Raw genomic sequence first — 17,771 nt, 5'->3', positions numbered from 1 at the left:
AATGAATTTAAATTTAAAAAATAAAAACGCATTAGTTTGCGGTAGTACACAAGGTATTGGTAAAGCAACCGCAATTCTTTTATCAGAAGAAGGTGCAAATGTTACACTTATTGCTAGAAATGAAACTAAATTGAAAGAAGTTTTATCCGTTTTACCAAGTAATAATCAGCATCATAATTATTTGGTAGCAGATTTTTCAAAACCGAATCAATTAAAAGAGGTTTTAGAAGGTACTAGTTTAAATTTTCATGTTTTAATCAATAATACCGGTGGTCCTGCTGGCGGACCAATTTTTAACGCTAAAATAGAAGAATTCGAAAATGCTTTTACGCAACATTTAAAATGCAATCATATTTTGGTTCAGAGTCTTGTTCCGTTTATGAAAGAAGAATGTTTTGGTAGAATTGTAAATGTAATTTCTACCTCGGTAAAACAACCTTTAGATGGTTTAGGAGTTTCAAATACTATTAGAGGTGCAGTTGCAAGTTGGTCTAAAACAATGGCAAATGAACTTGGTCAGTTTGGTATAACAGTAAACAATGTGTTGCCAGGAGCAACAAACACAGAGCGTTTAAATGAAATTATTAAAAATAAAGCAAATAAATCAGGCTTAACAGTAGATGAGGTTGCAACAAATATGAAAAATTCTTCTCCTGCAAAACGCTTTGCAAAACCAGAAGAAATTGCTGCGGCTATAGTTTTTCTTACCAGTGAAAACGCAAGTTTTATTAACGGAATTAATGTACCTGTTGATGGTGGTAGAACAAAAAGTTTATAGTTCAATTCATATAAAATTAAAAACACTAACTTTAAAGAATGATTAACCAAACTTTAAAATCTTATGAATCGTAGAAAATTTCTATTTTCATCTGCAATTACTGCGGGTGCTTTATCAATTACACCAACTGCTACATTAGCAAGTAATAACTATAAAACCTATGCAGGTTTAAAAAGTTTTGCTGGTTTTAGCAACAACTTGGCATTATCTAGCTTACCTAGTAGCTTTCTAAAAACATGTAATAATTTAATTACAGATTTAAAAAGTGAAGGTTATAGTGTTTCTAATAATGCGATTAAACTAAATAGTAATTGTTATGCTATTTCTATTCAAAAGAGTTCTTTATTCGGATTTAAGTCTAATGAATTGGCTTTATTAATTAATGAAAAAGGGTATAGCAATTATTATATTTTAGAAGAAGAATTAGCAACTGAGTTTACTAGTTTAATAGAAAATTATAAGTACAATATGAATGCCTTAAACTTTAATTATAGTTTATCTGATTTTGCTTTTCCTGTAGAGGTTTTAGAAAGTAAAAAAGGTCTTATTAGTATTTTTTCTTTTAAAAATAAGTTGAATAATACAATCACTTTAAAAAGAGTTAAAAAACAATCAAAAGCTATTGTTTGTTAAAATAATAATTAATGTATGAGTAATTTAGTACAACCTATAAATTTTAAAAAATGGATTGATGAACATCGTCATTTATTAAAACCACCTGTTGGTAATAAACAGGTTTGGGATAATGGCGAGTATATTGTAATGGTTGTTGGTGGGCCAAATAATAGAAAAGATTATCATTACAATGAAACTCCAGAGTTTTTCTATCAATTAGAAGGAGATATGATTTTAAAAATTATAGATTCTGATGGAAAACAAATTGATGTTGAAATTAATGAAGGTGATATTTATTTATTACCAGGTAAAGTACCACATTCACCACAAAGAAAAGAAAATACAGTTGGTTTGGTGATCGAATACCCAAGATCTAAAGATATGTTAGATGCTTTAGAGTGGTATTGCGAAAATTGCGGAAATCAATTGTATAGAGAAGAATTTCCTTTGGATAACATTGAAACTGATATGCCAATAATTTTCGATAAATACTATTCTGATAAAGAAAAATGTACTTGTAGTAATTGTGGTACTGTAATGTCTGCACCAAATAAAATATAGTAAATGAAACGCAAATTACGTATTAACGGTCATTCTCATTTATTACCTTATCCAGAAGAAATTCCTGAATTTATGAAAGAAAAGGAAATTTTTTGGGTAGATGATGAGCGTAAACACATGTTACAAAAAGGTTGGCGACGACCTGTAACAGATTCTAGTTTTTTCTTAGATGAAAAATTACTTTGGATGGAGAAAAATAAGATAGACCATGCGGTTGTTCTAAATCTTTCTCAATTGTATGGTAATGGTTTACGTTTAGAAGAAATGAAAAAAGCATTGCGTTTTCAAAATGACTTTAACGCAAAAGTGCAAAGAGAACATCCTTCTAAATTTACTTGCGGATTTGTTGTGCATCCGGGGTTTATTTATGGTGCGTTAGATGAAATGAAACGTTGTGTAGAAGAATTAAATTTAAAAGTTTTGTGTTTACCAACACATTTTATGGATTCTATTGGGCAATGGCGTTGTGTTTTTGATGAAGAAAATGATCGAATTTTTGAACTAGCAGATAAATACAAGTTGGCAATCGAAATTCATCCATATGATGGTGATAAGATGATTAAATTAGAAAATACCAATTGGCGTTTTCATTTAATTTGGATGTTAGCACAATGTGGTGATGCTTATCATTTTTATACGTTAAATGGTATGCAAGAGCGTTTTAAAAATATTAGAACTTGTTTTGCGCACGGTGGGCAATTAGCACAAATGAATTTGGGTAGAAGGATTCAAGGTTTCGATGGAAGACCAGATTTGTTTGAAGGAAAAACACATCCTAGAAAAGCTGTTGGACATAAAAACATATTTTTTGATACACTTGTACACGATACAGATTCTTTAAAACTAATGTTTAAAAGGCAAGGAACAAATCAAGTTTTAATGGGCTTAGATGATCCTTATCCTTTAGGCGAAATGGAAAGTGATAAACAATCTTCTTATCCTGGTAAAATATTAGATTTAGCTATAGATCAAAAAATAATTTCTGAAAGTGAAAAAGAAGAAATTTGGGAAGACAATGTTTTACAATGGCTTTTTGGTGAGGATGAGAAAGCCAAACAAGATTTAATAAATAAAATTATAGGATAATGTCTAAATGGCTACTTAGAAAAGCTTCTGGCTCTAGAGCTAAATTTAAAGAAACCGGAGACTTTTCGAGTAGAAGAGGAGGTAAGTTTTCAAATTTTGAAGATTTACCTACTAAAGAATCTATGCAAGGTAAAAACTCTAAAAAAACATATTTAGATACAACTTTGGTAAATAGATGGTTACAATCTAAAATAAATCAAGATTTTGATGAGGTGTATTCCGAATTTCTAACTCGTATTCAACCAAAATATTTAGATGCTTATAGAAATTGTATTTATGAGTATTTAGAGCCAAGAAAGTCTGTAGTTATCGATGGGAAAACTATTCTTGGTACTTTTAATGATGCAAAAATAAAATTACCAAATGGTAAAAAGAAATTTTATGTAGACCCAGAATCTAATAAAATTAAAAAGGCATAAAAAAACTTGAGAATATTCTCAAGTTTTTTTTATGATCAGTTTTAAATGTTGTTATTCGCATTGTTTTAAAACTTCTTCAGCTCTATCTTGCATAAACTTCGGATAAAATTCAATTTCAATTTTTTCTTTTTTACCAAGTTCAATTGCACGCTTAATTTCAGAACAATATGGCTTGGTAGATTTGCCAAAATACTTTGCAGTTCCCATATTCCACTCTGCATTTCCTAAAATAACTCTTGGGTTGTTTGGTGCAATTTCTAAGGCTTTTGCATATAATTGATTAGTTTTGCCAGACAAGGTCATTCCGTATTTTTGACCATCAAAAGCAATGTATCCTAAATTTAAAAGTGCTTGCGTAATTAATATTTCTGGGTTATTTTCTGAGTTAGCTTTTGCGATGTCTAAAAATTCTTGAGCCTTTGTTAATTTTGCTTTTAAAGCTGTTTCGTCTTTTAAACCAAAACTGCTTAATATCTCTAGGTTTGCGGTGTAATATGCTGGTAACCATTTTGTAGGTTCTGCTTTAGAAATTCTTTCAAATAATTGAGAGCTTTCTGTCATTTTACCTTGTTTCCAAAGAGAGAAAGCTTTTTGCATTCCTTTTTGATATTTTGTTTGCGCAGCAATTCCTGTCGCAATGAAAATTGCGATAATTAAAATAGATTTTTTCATTTTAAAAAGTTTTTGTGGTTTGGTTAATTTTATATTTCTATGTGTATTGTTTTATCTTCAGAAAGTATAAATTTTGCATCGCTGTATTTTGGTGGTCCCATAAAACCAGTGGCGTTATTAGAGCAACCGTAATCCTCTTTTGGTATTCCAAAGAAATTGGTGTCCATTTTTTTATTATTGTTTTCATCATGCACAAAAGAAACGGCATATTCTCCTTTAGGTAAGTCTTTAAAAATAACTACAGATTTTTTATTTTTTATTTTAGCAAGACTTCCTTTAAATTGTTTTTTTAGAAAAAGTTCTTCCTTATTGTAAACTCCTACCATTAAAGTTCCTTTATCAGAATTTAAACCAGAAATATTAATGGTTAAATTTACTGTAGATTCTTGTGCTTTTGTAGTTGATAAACCTGTAAAAATAAGTGCGATTATAAGAAGAATGTTTTTCATAATATTTTTTTTAATTTGTTTAACACTGTAAATATCGAATGTTTTTTCAAAATTAAAACAACAAACATACCGAATTGTTGTTTTTTATAACCGAATTGTAAATTTTACAAGTTATCTAACTGATTTGTGTTTTTGTTATTACTAATTGTCCAGAAGAAACCAATAAAAAAGAAACGATCTGCATTTGGTATAATTGCTTGTCTGTTAAAGTTTCCGTTTGGTTCTGGCTTGTTTTTGTAATTATAACCAAATACATTTTGAGTGCCCAAAACATTATTTATAGAAAAGTAAAGTATCTTTTGTTGATCTATTAAATACGCCCAATTTACACTTAAAGAGTTGTAGTTTTTTGTTTTATTATTAAGAAAACCAACTTCATTAGGGTTTGTATAGTTTCTGCCAGATGCAAAGTTGTACGTAAAACCAAGTTGACTTTTCCAACTTTCTACCCAATGCTTTGCTACTAAAGACAGATTATGTTTAGATGCAAAACTTGGTGTGGCCGCTGTTGGATAATTTCTATAATCTCTTTCTGTATCTAAATAAGAGTATGAAATCCAATAATCTGTATTTTTGATTTTTCTGTTTTGTCGCCAAAATATATCAAAACCTTTGGCGTAACCATTACCGTTATTGTTATAATTGCTAGAAAATGTTGCAGTATTTCCATCGAATTTAACAAGATTATTATAGTCTTTTAAATATGCTTCAATTCTAAAGATTTGACCTTGTTTGGTTGCTTGATAGTTGGCAATTACATGCGATGTGTTTTCTGCTTTAAAATTTTGGTTGAATTTTAAATAGTGATTTTTCGGATTTTGGTAAAACTGTCCGTAGGCTAAAGAAACTTGAGAGTTTTTACTAATTTTATGCGCAATAGAAATTCTAGGAGAAACGGTAAATTCATTTAGAAGTTCAGAGTTCTCTAGTCTTAGACCTACTTTTGCAGCTAAACCTTTAGAAAAGAAAATATCTGTTTCTACAAACGATGCAAAAATATTATTGTCAAAATCAAATTCATAAAAATCGTTTGTGCTAGAAATGTAATCTTCATTAAAATTTGTAATAAAATATTCAGAACCAAAGCTTAGTTTAAATCGATTAGAAAACCTTTTTCTCAATTTAACCTTTACATGCATAGAGTTTTCGTTGTCTAAAACTGTATCATCAAAAATGTTTATATCAGAATAATCGTTTGTAAAACTTAAACCAGTTTCTAACCTCCAATTGTTTTCGAATTTATTTTTGTAAGACGCATTAAAATATAAATTTCGGTTTCTTAAACCAAACTGAAATCCGTTTTCGAAGTTAATATCCTCTTGAATTAAATCGAAAGAAGTATAACTAAAAGCACCATATAATTTTAGTAAAGATTCATTTTTAAATTTGTGTCTATACACCATTTCTCCGCTTAAAGATTGTACAGGTTTGGTCCAAGTATTTCTATCTGGAAAAGCAGCTTGATATGGCGCTAGATTAATATATGAAGCATTTATACTGAAAGAATTTTTACCCCAAATTTGAGTGTTTCCAACACCTAAACCCAGTGTCATAAAAGATATATCTGTTTTTTCTTCCAAAGGTTCATCAATAGTATTTAATTGTAAAACACTTGACAATGCTTGTCCGTATTCGGCAGAATAACCTCCTGTAGAAAAAGAAATTCCTTTAAATAAAAACGGAGAAAACCTACCTCTGGTTGGTATATTTCTAGCTGCCGGAGCATATGGCGTAAATACTCGCATTCCGTCGATAAAAATCTGAGTTTCTTCTGCTTCTCCACCACGAACAAACAATCTGCCATCTTCATCTACAGTAGATGTGCCAGGTAAAGTTTGTAGAGCGCCCATAACATCGCCTAAAGCACTTGCAGTAGTTACAATATCTAAAGGTTTTAATACGGTTACTTTTGCTTTTTCACCAGCTTCAAAAGTTCCAGCGTTAATAGTAACTGCATCTAAAGAATTTACATCTTCTCTTAGTTTTACTTTTAAATCTTTTAATGAAGTAACATTGGCAGTTTTTATAAATGTTTCAAAAGAAATATAAGAAATAACAATTGTTTGATTTCCTTTTTCTGATGTAGAGAAAGAAAATTCTCCTTTTTCGTTTGTCGAAGATCCGTCATAAGTTCCATCTAAATACACGTTAGCACCTTCTATAGGAAAATTTTTAGAATCTGTTACTTTGCCAGAAATTGTTGTTTGGGCAAATAATGATATTTGACTTATTGTAAGTAGTAAAAATAATATGCGTTTCATCGGTTTGGTTTTTTTTGATGATACAAAGATGAAACCATATCAATCTTAAAAATAAAAACAAGTACCGAGTTGTAATTTTTAAAAGACGAATTGTAAAATTATTTGATAGGAATACATAAATCTACAATAAACTTGTTCTCTGGATGCTCTGCAGCATTATTATAATAGATTTCAAAAGGATCTACATTCGATTTTTTGTAACCGTTTTTCACCATAAATGCAAATGATGCTTCCCAAGCTTGCTGAAATTGATGTGGCGTAATTTCTAACCTAGAAACAATACATTTTGTTGGACTTAAAATTCTAAGGTCAATTTCTCCATCTAAATCAATCGGATCATTTAAAACTATGCACGCACTCATTCTAAGATTATTTGGATCTGTAATTTTAGGACTATCATGATAAATTGTTACCATTCTAGTTTTTTCATTTATCAATCCTTTTGGTGTTGCCCATTTTACCAATCTATTATAAACACTGCCAATGGTTTCCATTTTACCTTTATAAGAAATATACGCTAAATCTAATCTTGGTGTTTTTTTTATTTCTGGAGATGTTTTCATTTTTAACCAATTTATAGTATTGTTAAGGTTGTAAATATATTGTTCAAATGTTACAGTAATTTTACCAATCTTGCTTTCTGTTTTAGATATTTTAATAAACTTTTCTAAAGTTTCGGTTTTAAATTTTTTCGGAGAAATTCCGTAAAAATTTTTAAAAGATTTAGAGAAGGAAGATAAACTCTCAAAACCAACTATTGTGGCAATATCGGTAATGCTTTTTTCTTTTTGATGAATTAAAATTGAAGCTGCTTTTTCAATTCGACATCTCATTATAAAATTTTGTAAAGTCTCGCCAACCACAATCTTAAATAACCTGTGAAAATGAAAAGGCGAAGAATATACTTCTTTAGAAATAATATCTAAAGACAGTTTTTCTGATAAATTATTTTCTATAAATACAATTGCTTTATTTAATCGAGCAATATTATGGTTAGCTATTTTTGCTGAATTCATGTTGTATTTTTTGAAGAATATAAAACGTAATTCCGCTGATAAAATAAAGAATAATATCTATAAAATCTTTGGTGTATCTTGCTAAATACTTAGGAAAAACAAACTCGAACAATACACTATATAGCGTACATAAATATAAAATTATTGCTAAACTTAAAGTGAAATTTTTATCATTCCTAGACCATTTTAGCACAACCAAACAACTGTATAAAACAATTGGTATTATTAAAAAATCATTTAAATAATATCGAATAATTCTTGGTAATGGTACAGAAAAATATTGTAAAAAATAAACAGTTGTACCTGTAATTAAAGAGAAGATAAAATAATAAAATAATAGCTTTTTCATGTTAACCAGCAGCAACCATTGCTATTAACCAAGCTAAACCAGCGCCAATTAAACTAACAATTGTAATTACAGAATATAAAATCCAACCGAATATTCTATAAAAAATATTAGAATGATTTTTAAGCCTTTCTGCTAAATTAGGATTCTCTTTTGCGTAAATTACTTTTTCTATTTCTTGCTGCTCAACTGCTTGTTTTTTTAATTCTCTCTTTTTTTGATGAGAAATTAAGGTGTTACAATTTTTACAGTACTCTCTGTTTGTATTAAATACACCACAATTAGGGCATTTTACGATTCTTTTAGAAGCCATAATTAATCTTTAAAAGAGTAAAAGTTTTTCTTTTTAAAAGGTCTTATTATTAAACGAGTTTCTCTATCGAAACGTATATAATTATAAACCCAATTTAAAAACACAATAGCTCTGTTTCTAAAACCAATTAAAGAAAAAAGGTGAACAAACATCCAAACGAACCAAGCAAAAATTCCTTGAAATTTCCATTTTGGTAAATCTACAACTGCTTTGTTTCTCCCAATCGTAGCCATCGAACCTTTGTCATTATAAACAAATGGTTTTAACTCTTTATTAAACAATTTTGCAATGATATTTTTGGCAACTAATTTACCTTGCTGTATTGCAGGTTGCGCCATCATAGGATGCCCGTACGGATTTTTTTCGTTCGACATACAAGCAACATCTCCAATCGCATAGATATTTGCATGCTTTAAAACCTGACTGTACTCGTTTACCTTAATTCTTGCGGCTCTTTCTATTACGCATTCTGCTTCTAAACCATCAATAGTTTGTCCTTTTACACCAGCAGCCCAAATTACGGTTTCTGCTTTAAAATGATCTTCTCCGTTTGTGGTTACAGTTTTACCATCGTAATCTAATACACGTAAATTTTTCCAAACATTAACGCCTAATTTTATTAAAAAATCTTCTGCTTTTTCAGAAGCTTGTGCGCTCATTCCTTTTAAAATTTCACCAGAACTTTGTATTAAATTTATTTGCATTTGGCGAATGTCTAAATCTGGATAATCTTTAGGTAAAATTCCTTTTTTCATTTCTGCCAAAGCACCAGCTAACTCAACACCTGTTGGCCCGCCACCAACAATTACAAAATTCATTAAAGCTTTTCTTTCTTCGTAATTAGAAGTTAAAAGTGCTTCTTCAAAGTTTTCTAAAATTAAACTTCTAATATTTAAAGATTGAGGTACAGATTTCATTTCCATGGCATATTTTTGGATGTTTGTGTTTCCAAAAAAATTGGTTGTAGAACCTGTTGCAATTATTAGTTCGTCGTATTCTAAATTTCCAATAGAGGTTTCTATCGTATTTGTATCAGTATTTATTTTATCTACTTCTGCTAATCTAAAATAGAAATTATCTACATCATTAAAACGTTTTCTTAACGGAAAAGCAATAGAATCTGGCTCTAAACCACCTGTTGCTACTTGATATAGCAAAGGTTGAAAAGTATGATAATTATGCTTGTCTATTAACACAACTTGCAATTCTTGCTTTTCTAATCCTTTTGCTGCAGCTAAACCTGCAAAACCGCCACCAATAATTACAACTCTTGGAAAACTAGTTTGTGGTATGTTCATATTGATGTTAAAACTTTTTGATTTTATATTGAGAAAGACAAATTTACAGAAAACAGATGATTTCTTATTTGAATCTTATTTTTATTTCTTGCAATGTTTTATCAGAATTTATAAACTCTGAAATAATGTTCTTTCTAATAATTTCGACATCATCTTCAAAATATTTAGCCCATTTATCATCTTTAAATAAATGAGTTATTTGTTTGATTCTTTTTTGAGCTTCAGAAAAAGAAAATAAATAATTGGTTGTGTTTTCTTTTTTAGGGTTGATTTTAGCTGTTTTTTCATCAAAATCAGCTTCAATATAAAAGTTTTTTTCTAATGAATTAATAGGGTAGAAGCTGCTCCATTTTGCAAAAGCAGTTACTGTATTCTGATTTTTATAATTTTTATATGCAATTAATTTCCATCTGCAATTGGCAACTCTTCCCCAATGGTTTGATTTTCTGTAAACTCCTTCACTTGTATAGAAATACATACTATTAGATTTGCTTACATAGATTGTACTTTCTGGAAAATCAAAATTATCAATTTGTGTAAATTCACAAAAAGTATGTTTAAAAAAATTTGTTTTGTTGTAGTTTTTCAATCGTAATTATTTAATTACTAGTTTTCTAGAAGGTTCTCTGTAAAAACCGTTTACAATAATCGTATCTTTTTTAAATTCTACATTTGCAAAGGCAGATTCGTTTTCTGTATCTACCATACCTTTAAAGGTTAAATAATGCACGTTGTCTTTTAATTCATATGCTCCGGCATGATTATGTCCGTTAAAGAAAAATTTAACATTGGTATAAGGCTTAATTAGTGCTAAGAATTGTTCTCTGTTCCAGATATTATGTTGATCGATTGGATAGATAGGAAAGTGACAGTAAAAACCAACTTTCTCATTATTTTCTGTTGCAATATCTAATTCATTCTTAATCCAACTTAATTGTTTCAAGCTTAATGCACCATTCCATTTTTGTACAAAAGGCAGGTTTTTATCCTTTAGTAAATTAAAAATTGAGTCAGTTTGTCTTTTTTTATCCTTAGAAAGAGCCCCAAAAAAACTTAAATCATTACCATCTAAAACAATAAAACGCCAACCGTTTTTTACGATACTGTAATATCTGTTTTTTAAATTTAATTTTTTAATTACTTCTTTTTTCAAAGAATCTTTTACTTCAAAGTCATGATTTCCTAAAACATGATATGTTTCTGATTTTAATTTATGCCAAGTTGGTAAAACACTATCTAAACTCTTAAAATCTTTGTCTATAAAATCTCCTAAATGAATTGTGTAACTTAAAGTGTCTTTATTTAAAGTTTGTACTGCTTCTTTTAATCTTGTAGGTGATTTTTTGTAATAGCGATCCCATTTTACGTCGCAATGGCAATATTGGCAGTCTGAAATTATACCAATTTTAAAGTTAGTATTTTCTTCTTTTTTACAAGAAACAATACTGATTATTGAAATTAAAAAGAAAACTATTTTTTTCATTAGAATATGTTTTTACAAATATATCACATTACAAAAAAACGCAATCAAATTAATGATTGCGTTTTAGTATCTTTTTCTTTTTTTTGGGGATTTTATTCTTTTACAAATCTCTTTAAACCAATATTATTATCTGTTGTTGTTATTTTTAAAAGGTAAATTCCGGTACTAAGTTTGCTAGTATTTATTGTTTTTAGTTTGCTAAAAAGTACTTTTTGCCCTTGTAAGTTGTAGATTTCTGCTAATTTGATATCTTTATTTAACTTGATGTTTAAAACATTTACTGTTGGATTAGGATATACAGAAAACGCTATTTTATTAATATCGCTTAAACCTGCTACTGCAGATGCGCCAAACTCATAAGCTCCTAAATCTACAGTGGTATCAAATATTCTTGTATTGCCAAGTATATCTGCATTAATATCTGCAGGTACTTTAGAATTATCACCCATGTTTATGGCAGGAGAATTTGCTTGTAAACTAAAATCTGTTGCACTAGTAAATAACGGGTCTGAAGTTATAATGTTTTGTTTATATGTAACTTTAGAAAAACCATCTGAATCTAAACTATTACTTACTAACATATTTGTAATATCTGGGTATGCATCATTTCCGTTTCTACCCAAAGCAGGTACAATATTGCCATTACCATCTGTATTGTTCCAAAAAATACTGTTAGAAATATCTGTTTTTATAACTCCTTTGGTTTGCCCAACGGTTATAACAGGTAAGTCATTACCGGCAGAAGGCACTCTATTACCTGTATTATTCACAAAAGTATCATTTATAAATTTTGCATTTACTGTACATGCACCATGATCATTTCTAAACCAAAATACACCAGAGCCGTTTACATTATCTATTATATTGCTATCATATAACATATTTACACTGGTAAAATTTAATATTTTTCCAGAAAGAGTTCTGCTATACAATGCATTTGCAAATGCTGCTAAATTATTTTTAAAAATTGAATTTGAAAATAATATTGATACGTTAGCCGAAGGATCTATACTTTTAATACTTCCAGCTCTTTTGTTGATGTTATTAGAAATAATGCTATTATTAAGTACAAAGTTTTTTACAGTTGGTAAAAGCGTTATAGCGCTTCCTTCTTGTTCATTTTGTGTACTACCATTTGCATTTGCATTTGTAATTGTAAAACCATCTAATAATACATCTTCTGCACTTACTTTTACAATGTTGTAAGTGTTTTCTGCCATTGTAGTATTGTTAAATGCCAATGCACCAGAATCATCATTATTTAAATCGCCAGATAATATTGTTGGATTACTTGCAATATCTCTTTCAGAAATAGAGGTTTCAGATCCATCAAAACCACCATATAGTTTTAAGTTATTATTAGATATAATGTTAAAAGATTCACTTCTGTCTGTTGTACTTGCATAATATGTGCCTTTTGCAACCCAAATTTCTTCAGTTAAACTGGTAATATTTTGTAAAGCACTTTGTAAACTAGGGTTTGCATTTGCCCAAGAGCTACCGTTTCCACTTACATTCGGCGAGTTTTTATCTACATATATTATAGATTGATTAGCAGGTTTAATTATTGTAAATTTCTTAACGGAAGCTTTAGAACCATCTAAATATACTACATAAATAGAACCATCTATTTTATCGATAGCCATGTTTATAAAGAAGTTAGGGCTACTATTACTATCAATACTAGTTGTTGGTAAATTAGACCAGCTATCTGTGATAGAATTATAACTCTGAAAAGCAATATCAGCAGAATTTTTTTCTGCATACATAACATATAATTGATTATTTACAAAGTTTTTTCTGAATTGAACAATTTCATTTACTGCACCAATTCTTTTTACCTCTGTTGTATTATTGTAAATTACAACCTCATTAGCAGGTTCTGTTATACCTGTAGTGCTGTTATATCTTGCAGATACATCAAAGGCGGCAACAAAATCATTATCAGAAATTCCAGAAATATTTTTTAAAGTGATTTCTGTTCCTCCACCGTAAGAACGTGGTCTTATCGTAAAATCTGTTATACCATATCTATCTACTGATATTTTATGAATTTCCCATTCACTTCTAGTTTGATAGACTCTATTTGCAATGTAGTATTTGTTAAAAGCATTAAAATCAAATTTATTTTCGGTACCATAATATTTCGGAGTAGTATATTTAGTAATTGGACCCGACATTTTCTTTTCAACTACAACCAACCTATCATTGCTTTCATGTCCAGAAAATCGCATGTCACCTGCTGAGTTAATTTGAATTTGAACTTTATGGTTTTTAAGCGTAACATTATAATTCATTATTAAAGACCATGCTGTTCCATCATACGTATAGGCGTATAAAGTAGAATCTGTTGTATCTCTATATGCAACAACAGGTTGATTGTTAATTGGATTAATGGCTAAAGCGATATTTATTGCATTTTCGCCAACTAAAGTTCCTTGAGAAACCCAGTTTGTACCATCAAACTTTTTAACAGAAATTTTGCTAGAACTTAGAGGTTCTACAATAGCAACATATGGTTCACCGGTTGATGGGTCTGTTGCTATGACGGCGTCAGAAGCAAAGTTGGTAAATTGTGTTGTACCAACTTGAGACCAGTTTTGTCCAAAAGTTGTTACCGTTACAAATAACACTAATAATAGTAATTTTAATTTCATTTTTTCTTTTTTTAATTTGTTGATGTAAAAATGAAAAAAGTACTAGTTGTTAGAGTAAATTATTTAGTGAACCGTTTAAAAAATTTAGTGAACTGTAATTTTAAATTAAAGTGTTTAAAATGTATTGTTAATCATTTTTAAGAATGCATCTTTTCTATCTCTAGCAATTGGTATGGTTCTTTTATTTTGCATAACAATGTGTATTCCGTCTTTTTTAATAAGTTCGTCCATAAATTTTAAATTAATTAAATAAGAACGGTGTGGTTTGTAAAAAAGAGGTTTGTCTGCTAATTGATCTGTAAAATGCTTTAAAGTTTTACAAATAGTTTCTGATGATCCATTTACCAAGTGTACTTTAGTGTATACACCATCTGCTTCAAAAAATAAAATTTTGTCATGCGATATAAACTTAATACCACGAGGTAAGTCTAACGCAATTTTATTAAGTGCTAATTGCTGAAAAGATTTTTCTAAAGTTAATATTTTATCTTTTACCGATAAGTTTTCTGATATTACTTTTACTTTATTTACAGCAGATTTTAGCTCATCAGAATCTATGGGTTTAAGTAAATAATCTACTGCAGAAGTTTTAAAAGCCTCAATTGCATATTGATTGTAGGCAGTTGTAAATACTATCTTAAAATCTATAGGTTCACCTTTAAAATAATCTAAAATTTCTAAACCAGATTGTTGTGGCATTTCTATATCTAATAAAATTAGTTGAGGTTTTTTTGATTTTATGATAGATACACCTTCGCTTAAATTAGTAGCCTGATAAATATTTTCTACACCATTGCATTCTTCTTCTAGTAATGTAGCTAAAACATTTCTAGCATGACTTTCATCATCTATTATTAAAACTTTCATAAAATTATTGTATTGGTATTGTAAGAATTATTTTAGTTCCCGTTGGTTTGTTATCATCGGCTACTTTATCTATAATTTCTATTTCTATTTTTTCTGTTGTTGTAGAGTTTATTAGATCTATTCTTTTTTGATTTGCTCTTGTTGCAAAAGATTTAGGAAATTTAGTTCTGTTCTTTATAATCTCAGAAGCATTTCTGCCAATTCCGTTATCATCAACAACACAAATAATTTTTTTGTTGGTTGAATTTAGTGAAAAATTTAAATTTAAAATTTTGCTACCTTTTTTATGTAATAAACCATGTTTTATGGCATTTTCTACGTAAGGTTGTATAAATAAAGACGGTACAAATATTGTTTTAGTGTTTATTTCATCATCTATAAAAATGGTGAAAATAAGTTCGTTATTAAATCTATCTTTTTCTAATTCTAAATAGAGTTTTAAAGCTTTTATTTCTTCTTCTAAAGTGATATTTGTTTCTTGACTATGTTCTAAATAGGTTCTAATTAATCTAGAAAATTTAACTAAATACTGTCTCGCTAATTTTTTTTCGTTTAAAATGATGTAATCCTGAATGGAATTTAAAGCGTTGAATATAAAATGAGGATTCATTTGAGATCTAAGGTTTTCTAATTGAGAAAAAACCAAAGCTTTACTAATTCTCTCTTTTTCTAATTCTTTTGCTTGTAATCTTTTTAGCCTTTTTGTTTTTGTGTTTACATAAGTAATCGTTAGCAATACAATTAAAAGGAAACCTATTAAAATAAACCACCATCTTTGATAAATTGGGGCAAGTACTTCAAAATTTAGTTCTATTGTTTTCGAATAATTTTTACTGAATTTGTTTTTTGCACGTAATTGAAAGATATAATTACCAGGTGCCAAATTTATGAATTTAACAAAATCTACTTCTTCTCTTAAAATCGTCCAATCTTTATCTTTTGCAAATTTGTATTCGTAAATAATGTGTTTTACAGATTGAAATTCTTTGGTGTTAAAACTAATATCAACATTGCTTTTATTGTGGTCTAAAACATATTTATTTTTAATTTCTACTGGTTTTTCTTGAATAGAAATCTTTGTAAGATATATAGAAGGTGGTTCTTTTTGTTTAAAAATTTTAGTTTTATTAAAGCCATAAACACCAAGATTATTGGTGTAAATTAAAAAATCTCCTAAAATTTCTAAATCTTTAATTTTGTAAGAATTTATACCGTCTTGCTTAGTTAGTACTTTTACTTCGTTTAAGTTACTGTTATAGTATTGCAAACCTTTATCTGTAGAAATCCATAAACTTTCATTATCTGCAGTGATACAATTAATGTCATTAGAAGCCAGACCATTAATTTCATTTAAATGATAAATAACTTTATTGTTTTTGATACCTAAAATACCGTTATCGTAAGTAGCAACCCATATTAAACCATTGTTTGTTTCTACAATATTAAAACCATAAATAGGTTTGTTTTTGTAGGTAATATTTGGTTCTTTTAAATAATTTTCATCATACACTTTTAAACCTTCTACATCTGCCAAAAATATTTTTTTATTTATTGCAGAATAAATAGACTCGTGTGATCTAATATTACTTATTGTATAATTATTTTTAGGATTCACAATTTTTGTACCTGATGAAGAACTTATAAGAAACGTAGTGTCATTAACAAAAGCAACAGATTTTATAGATCCAAATTTAGTTACCTCTTTTTTCTTGCTATAATTATTAGAATACACCAAGTTTTGATAATCGGAAAAGTATAAAAGTGTATTGTTGCTTTTATTATAATCTAAAGCTCGTATGGGTGTTTCATCTATAATTAAATTTTTATGTAGTTTATTAGTTTTAATATTTAACTCTAATAATTCGCCATTTCTTTTAGCTAAATAACAAATCGAATCATTTTTTTGCTCTATTATTTGTACGTTTTTAAAAGTATTAAACTGTTTTAAGTTTTTATTAGGTATTACAAAAACACCGTTTTTTAATGTAGCAACCCAAATGATATTATTTTTATCTTCAATAATATCTGTTATCATTTTATCTTTTAAAAAATGAGTTGTAATAATTAATTTACCTTGATGAGATTCCGTGATAAAAACTCCTTTATTTGTTGCTAAGTATAATTGATTATTGATATTTGTAATCCTACTAATTTTAGAGTTTTTAATTTTTTTAGGAAGTTTAATTTGTGTTGTAGATTTATGGTCTATATCTGCAGAAACCAATAAAGACCTGTTTAATATATTGTCTCTAAAAGCAATAAACACCTTATTGTTTGCTTTTGTAAAATGAGAGAAAAATGTAATATTTTCTTTGGTTTTTAATTTAAAACTAGATTTTTTAAGTAAAGTATCTAGTAAAACAATATTATTATCTCTATTTAAAAACAGATATTGATTAGGCATTGTGATTCCAATACTAGTTGTATTTGCATTTTTATAAATAGATTTGATTTCTTTTGTTTTAATATTTACAGAGAGAATGTTGTCTCTTTGTCTTATTAAAAGTTTTTTATTGAAAAAAATATAATCTGCCAGTTGACCTTTTAATTCTTTTTGATAATCATTAAATAAAACAAGTTTATTATTTTCTACATAGAAAAACTGGCCGGCAATATTATTACACCAAACTCTTCCTTCTGGACCAATTTTTAAGTTAAATAGAGATCTACCTTTTTTATCTGGATGAGAAAATTGTTTAAAAACTTTACCATCATATCTATGCAATCCTTTATCAGATGCAAACCAAATAAATCCTTCTTTATCTTCTTTCATAGAATAAAATTCTATGTCTGGTAAACCATCTTTATCTGTTAAATGTATAGATACTGGTTCTTGTGCGTTACTAGAAATAGCATTACAAATAATAAGAAATAGATATAAAATTCTTAATAATTTCAATAGGATTTATATTTGGTTATAAATTTACTAATTTAAATATTTTAGTTTTCA

At 28.3% G+C, this 17,771-nt stretch carries 17 protein-coding genes; 5 read left to right on the top strand and 12 right to left on the bottom strand.

The window, feature by feature from the left end; translation table 11 throughout:
- The first annotated feature begins 1 nt into the window (after position 1).
- The 5 genes from BXQ17_RS06205 to BXQ17_RS06185 all read left to right on the top strand — a co-directional run bounded on the left by BXQ17_RS06205 (position 2) and on the right by BXQ17_RS06185 (position 3,459).
- Entirely contained in the window at positions 2 to 778 is a 777-nt protein-coding gene (locus BXQ17_RS06205) for an SDR family oxidoreductase (protein ID WP_077809785.1), read from the top strand.
- A gap of 63 nt (positions 779 to 841) precedes the next feature.
- Positions 842 to 1,411: a hypothetical protein gene (locus BXQ17_RS06200; RefSeq protein WP_077809784.1), complete on the top strand. Its 570-nt coding sequence runs from the start codon at positions 842 to 844 to the stop codon at positions 1,409 to 1,411.
- 15 nt (positions 1,412 to 1,426) lie between these two features.
- Entirely contained in the window at positions 1,427 to 1,954 is a 528-nt protein-coding gene (locus tag BXQ17_RS06195) for a 3-hydroxyanthranilate 3,4-dioxygenase (RefSeq protein ID WP_077809783.1), read from the top strand.
- Positions 1,955 to 1,957: 3 nt separating this feature from the next.
- Positions 1,958 to 3,040: an amidohydrolase family protein gene (locus BXQ17_RS06190; RefSeq protein ID WP_077809782.1), complete on the top strand. Its 1,083-nt coding sequence runs from the start codon at positions 1,958 to 1,960 to the stop codon at positions 3,038 to 3,040.
- Positions 3,040 to 3,459 (top strand): hypothetical protein, encoded by a 420-nt coding sequence (locus tag BXQ17_RS06185; protein ID WP_077809781.1) that lies wholly within the window; start codon positions 3,040 to 3,042, stop codon positions 3,457 to 3,459. The genes BXQ17_RS06190 and BXQ17_RS06185 overlap by 1 nt, the downstream gene beginning before the upstream one ends.
- Positions 3,460 to 3,510: 51 nt before the next feature.
- Here the strand turns inward: BXQ17_RS06185 and BXQ17_RS06180 are convergent, their stop codons facing one another.
- The 12 genes from BXQ17_RS06180 to BXQ17_RS06125 all read right to left on the bottom strand — a co-directional run bounded on the left by BXQ17_RS06180 (position 3,511) and on the right by BXQ17_RS06125 (position 17,720).
- Positions 3,511 to 4,131, bottom strand: coding sequence for a hypothetical protein (locus tag BXQ17_RS06180; RefSeq protein ID WP_077809780.1), 621 nt, complete (start codon positions 4,129 to 4,131; stop codon positions 3,511 to 3,513).
- Positions 4,132 to 4,160: 29 nt separating this feature from the next.
- On the bottom strand, positions 4,161 to 4,580 hold the full coding sequence (locus tag BXQ17_RS06175) for a DUF2141 domain-containing protein (RefSeq protein ID WP_077809779.1): 420 nt from the start codon (positions 4,578 to 4,580) through the stop codon (positions 4,161 to 4,163).
- Positions 4,581 to 4,684: 104 nt separating this feature from the next.
- A complete protein-coding gene (locus BXQ17_RS06170) occupies positions 4,685 to 6,841 on the bottom strand; it encodes a TonB-dependent receptor (RefSeq protein WP_077809778.1) in 2,157 nt (718 codons plus the stop codon).
- 98 nt (positions 6,842 to 6,939) lie between these two features.
- The gene (locus BXQ17_RS06165) at positions 6,940 to 7,857 is read right to left on the bottom strand and encodes a GyrI-like domain-containing protein (protein WP_077809777.1); all 918 of its coding nucleotides are present in this window, start codon (positions 7,855 to 7,857) and stop codon (positions 6,940 to 6,942) included.
- Entirely contained in the window at positions 7,835 to 8,206 is a 372-nt protein-coding gene (locus BXQ17_RS06160) for a hypothetical protein (protein WP_077809776.1), read from the bottom strand. The genes BXQ17_RS06165 and BXQ17_RS06160 overlap by 23 nt, the downstream gene beginning before the upstream one ends.
- Before the next feature lies 1 nt (position 8,207).
- Entirely contained in the window at positions 8,208 to 8,516 is a 309-nt protein-coding gene (locus tag BXQ17_RS06155; RefSeq protein ID WP_077809775.1) for a hypothetical protein, read from the bottom strand.
- Between the two features lie 2 nt (positions 8,517 to 8,518).
- Complete coding sequence (locus tag BXQ17_RS06150; RefSeq protein ID WP_077809774.1) at positions 8,519 to 9,814, bottom strand: NAD(P)/FAD-dependent oxidoreductase; 1,296 nt, start codon at positions 9,812 to 9,814, stop codon at positions 8,519 to 8,521.
- 64 nt (positions 9,815 to 9,878) lie between these two features.
- The gene (locus tag BXQ17_RS06145) at positions 9,879 to 10,403 is read right to left on the bottom strand and encodes a hypothetical protein (RefSeq protein ID WP_077809773.1); all 525 of its coding nucleotides are present in this window, start codon (positions 10,401 to 10,403) and stop codon (positions 9,879 to 9,881) included.
- Positions 10,404 to 10,409: 6 nt separating this feature from the next.
- Positions 10,410 to 11,297: a metallophosphoesterase gene (locus tag BXQ17_RS06140; RefSeq protein ID WP_077809772.1), complete on the bottom strand. Its 888-nt coding sequence runs from the start codon at positions 11,295 to 11,297 to the stop codon at positions 10,410 to 10,412.
- 92 nt (positions 11,298 to 11,389) lie between these two features.
- Complete coding sequence (locus BXQ17_RS06135; protein ID WP_077809771.1) at positions 11,390 to 13,954, bottom strand: T9SS type A sorting domain-containing protein; 2,565 nt, start codon at positions 13,952 to 13,954, stop codon at positions 11,390 to 11,392.
- Between the two features lie 114 nt (positions 13,955 to 14,068).
- A complete protein-coding gene (locus BXQ17_RS06130; protein ID WP_077809770.1) occupies positions 14,069 to 14,821 on the bottom strand; it encodes a LytTR family DNA-binding domain-containing protein in 753 nt (250 codons plus the stop codon).
- A gap of 4 nt (positions 14,822 to 14,825) precedes the next feature.
- Positions 14,826 to 17,720: a sensor histidine kinase gene (locus BXQ17_RS06125; RefSeq protein ID WP_077809769.1), complete on the bottom strand. Its 2,895-nt coding sequence runs from the start codon at positions 17,718 to 17,720 to the stop codon at positions 14,826 to 14,828.
- Between the last annotated feature and the right edge of the window lie 51 nt (positions 17,721 to 17,771).

This window comes from Polaribacter sp. BM10 (assembly GCF_002005425.1).
GTDB classification, from domain to species: Bacteria; Bacteroidota; Bacteroidia; order Flavobacteriales; family Flavobacteriaceae; genus Polaribacter; species Polaribacter marinaquae.
Note: the sequence above shows the minus strand (reverse complement) of the source record. Positions and strands in the feature narration are given on the sequence as shown.

Coding starts and splice junctions, on each gene's coding strand:
- BXQ17_RS06205 (WP_077809785.1), top strand. CDS start 2: ATGAATTTAAATTTAAAAAATAAAAACGCATTAGTTTGCGGTAGTACA.
- BXQ17_RS06200 (WP_077809784.1), top strand. CDS start 842: ATGAATCGTAGAAAATTTCTATTTTCATCTGCAATTACTGCGGGTGCT.
- BXQ17_RS06195 (WP_077809783.1), top strand. CDS start 1,427: ATGAGTAATTTAGTACAACCTATAAATTTTAAAAAATGGATTGATGAA.
- BXQ17_RS06190 (WP_077809782.1), top strand. CDS start 1,958: ATGAAACGCAAATTACGTATTAACGGTCATTCTCATTTATTACCTTAT.
- BXQ17_RS06185 (WP_077809781.1), top strand. CDS start 3,040: ATGTCTAAATGGCTACTTAGAAAAGCTTCTGGCTCTAGAGCTAAATTT.
- BXQ17_RS06180 (WP_077809780.1), bottom strand. CDS start 4,131: ATGAAAAAATCTATTTTAATTATCGCAATTTTCATTGCGACAGGAATT.
- BXQ17_RS06175 (WP_077809779.1), bottom strand. CDS start 4,580: ATGAAAAACATTCTTCTTATAATCGCACTTATTTTTACAGGTTTATCA.
- BXQ17_RS06170 (WP_077809778.1), bottom strand. CDS start 6,841: ATGAAACGCATATTATTTTTACTACTTACAATAAGTCAAATATCATTA.
- BXQ17_RS06165 (WP_077809777.1), bottom strand. CDS start 7,857: ATGAATTCAGCAAAAATAGCTAACCATAATATTGCTCGATTAAATAAA.
- BXQ17_RS06160 (WP_077809776.1), bottom strand. CDS start 8,206: ATGAAAAAGCTATTATTTTATTATTTTATCTTCTCTTTAATTACAGGT.
- BXQ17_RS06155 (WP_077809775.1), bottom strand. CDS start 8,516: ATGGCTTCTAAAAGAATCGTAAAATGCCCTAATTGTGGTGTATTTAAT.
- BXQ17_RS06150 (WP_077809774.1), bottom strand. CDS start 9,814: ATGAACATACCACAAACTAGTTTTCCAAGAGTTGTAATTATTGGTGGC.
- BXQ17_RS06140 (WP_077809772.1), bottom strand. CDS start 11,297: ATGAAAAAAATAGTTTTCTTTTTAATTTCAATAATCAGTATTGTTTCT.
- BXQ17_RS06135 (WP_077809771.1), bottom strand. CDS start 13,954: ATGAAATTAAAATTACTATTATTAGTGTTATTTGTAACGGTAACAACT.
- BXQ17_RS06130 (WP_077809770.1), bottom strand. CDS start 14,821: ATGAAAGTTTTAATAATAGATGATGAAAGTCATGCTAGAAATGTTTTA.